Source organism: Acinetobacter sp. SwsAc5 (assembly GCF_013391485.1).
GTDB classification, from domain to species: domain Bacteria; phylum Pseudomonadota; class Gammaproteobacteria; order Pseudomonadales; family Moraxellaceae; genus Acinetobacter; species Acinetobacter towneri.
Map to the genome: position 1 here is coordinate 1 of NZ_JACAXD010000060.1, position 2,728 is coordinate 2,728.

The 2,728-nt window shown below is 37.3% G+C and carries 1 protein-coding gene; it reads left to right on the forward strand.

Annotation, left to right across the window (positions count from 1 at the left end):
- Positions 1-1,932: 1,932 nt before the first annotated feature.
- Complete coding sequence (locus HYG89_RS15755) at positions 1,933-2,439, forward strand: plasmid replication DNA-binding protein (RefSeq protein ID WP_178868351.1); 507 nt, start codon at positions 1,933-1,935, stop codon at positions 2,437-2,439.
- Positions 2,440-2,728 lie beyond the last annotated feature (289 nt).

Genomic DNA, 2,728 nt, shown 5'->3' on the forward strand with positions numbered 1-2,728 from the left:
TTTCATGAGTGATTTTGGGATGGGCACAGCACAGGTGGGCGATTAAAAGTGAGCCGAAAGGCGATCAAGACAGAGAAAAACTGTCAGATGTCAGATTCTAAAAGGGTCATGGACATCGGGTACTTGTGAATACATAAGCAAGATTCGTCGGATAGCTTAAGCCTGTAACGGCATCTACAGTGAAAACTGATAGTTGCTTTGCTGAAAATTTTGATAGCACGGTAACTCTAAAGAGTCTTTAGTCGGCTGTAAGTGGGGTCTTGGAACAACTCCCCATGAAGAGCCAAAGGAAGAGACGAGTGCAACGAGTAAGACTTGAGCGAAAGCGAGAAGTCGGGCATCAAATTGACAATTAAGACTAATACGGGAAGTTCGCTAAATATTTGTTTATTTAATTCTTTTAGTTGGTGACTGTAAGATTTAGACAAATTTTAGAGGATGGGAGATCAATTGAGTAAAGCGACATTGCTGTCGGGAGCATGAATATTCGAGCGAATAAAAACGTAAGCGTATACATGAGTAATGAAAGGTTGAGCCGATTATAGGTTTGATTTAGTGAAAAAAATAGCAGTTGTGGTGACTGCAAGCGGACTGGTAATCCGTGGAAAAATTTTTGTATGTTATGAAATTTAACTGAGAATTAAACAGAAATAGCTCTGTTTAATGGTGTCGGTGCAGATTAATCACATGCATTCATTTTTAAAAATGACGACTAAGCCTGAAAAGGCTTAGTCGTTCATCTTTAAAACGCTCTATTTTGCGTTTTAAGCAACTATAAACACAACCATATGGATTAATACCAAAATTACCTTAACCGAGCTGTAACACTCTATTTTTTGCGTTTAAACAGTATTCTCGACAAGTCTAAGATAAATAAAAGCATTCTACTAAGTGCTCTCACTCACTCAAGATCACCACACCCCTCGCTTTGCTCGGGCTGATGGTGAACGTTGAGTGAGTTTCGGCAATACTCTCCCTAAGGGCTATCACTTAAAAAAATGACACATCCCTTAAGTATTGCCGATTTACCTGTCGGGCTGACGGAGCCACGCATCGGTCGTATCCGCACATAGTTTTGCTGACTATGCAGACAAGGACTAAAGGTCTTGCACCTTCCCCCACGCGCTCCTTGTCGAAGTATGGCCGTATCTCTGCGAGGGTTTCCCCAACATGCAACTTAACCAACCTATACAACTACTCTCAACGCTCCGTTTATGTGAGATTCCCCTGTAACGGTTCCGCCTTTCGACGATCGCTACGATGCACCAGTGACACTTATTCCCTCCACATGCACCGCATGCCAACCATAAAAAATGGGCACGCAGAAGCAGGCAAAGCTCGAAATACAAAAGTATTGCTTATTTAATGGACACGAAAAATATCAATAACGAAGTTTTTCAGGTTGGGACTTGTAATTACTGCACATAACTGTAAAAATAATCGGACAGGTACAAGCCTTAGTGTGAAATCATAACGGTCGCCAAACCTTATGATCTTCGTTATTTGATGTTCCACCATCAAATAACTGCGTACCGCTAAATATAAAGCGAAACCCCAAAATGTTGCAAGACATTTTGGGGTTTTTCTTTGCTCTATCAACAATTTAAGTTACCTTCTAGTTTCCCAAAAGTTACCAACTTTTTTTACCCCCCTTTGCATCTTTATGATTCTTATCTGTTTTCAGGCAAAAAAAGTTACCAACTTTTTTTCAGAAAGTTCCCTTCTTTGATTTTTAAAATTAATCTATTTGTCTGTTTTTTGAACAAAAATTTAAATCCATGTTTTTTTTGATTTCAGCTAATAAGTTAGACAAACCATGCCTAATTTTAGGCAAATTTAGACAAAACACCTGTAAAATTAAATCAACCTATTGTAAAAATAGACAGTCTATTAGACATCCACTTTTGACAGGTTTAGGCATAGTTTTACATCATGAAAAGTCTTTCAGTTATAGAGTTATCAAAGTTATATGGAATTAATAGACAAACAATTTACAACAACATAAACAAAGGAATTTTAAGTAAAAATTCTGATAATAAAATTGATTTATCAGAAGCTATCCGTGTATTTGGAGAGCCTGCTAAAAAACAGGATGTAAAAGAACCTGTAAAAATAGACAGTCCAAACTCGGCAGAAGTTTTACTGCTTAGACAGCAGATAGACATGCTAAAAAATCAGCTTGATGATGCTAAAGATAGGGAGTCCTTTTATCAAAATCAGATTGAAACGATGCAACGCCTATTGGAAGCACCAAAACCCAATACCAATCAATCTGGAGATTCTGGATCAGTACAGCCTGAACCAGCAGCAGAAGTGATAGCAATGCCACCTAAAGAATCAGAGATACTCGAGAATAAGCGAATACCTGTTCCAGAGCATGTAGAGCCTGAACCTGAAAAAAGGGGCTTCTGGAGCCGTTTTTTCAAGCCCTATGGATGATAGGACTATTTAATCAGACTAATCAAAACCGTGGAACATTGTTTATTTATTGATCGTGGAACGTGAAAAGTCATAAAAAAAGCCCACCTTGGGGAAGATGGGCTATAAACTTTGAAATAAGTATTTGAATTTCAAAATAAATTATACCACATTTCGTATAACGTGTATTATGTTAATTTTAGAAAATCTAAAATAATTATTGATAATTTTTTTTTTGAAAATTTAACATACCTTCCGATTGATATTTTAGGTATGATTACTTATGAACAGTGTGTTACTCGCTTATGTA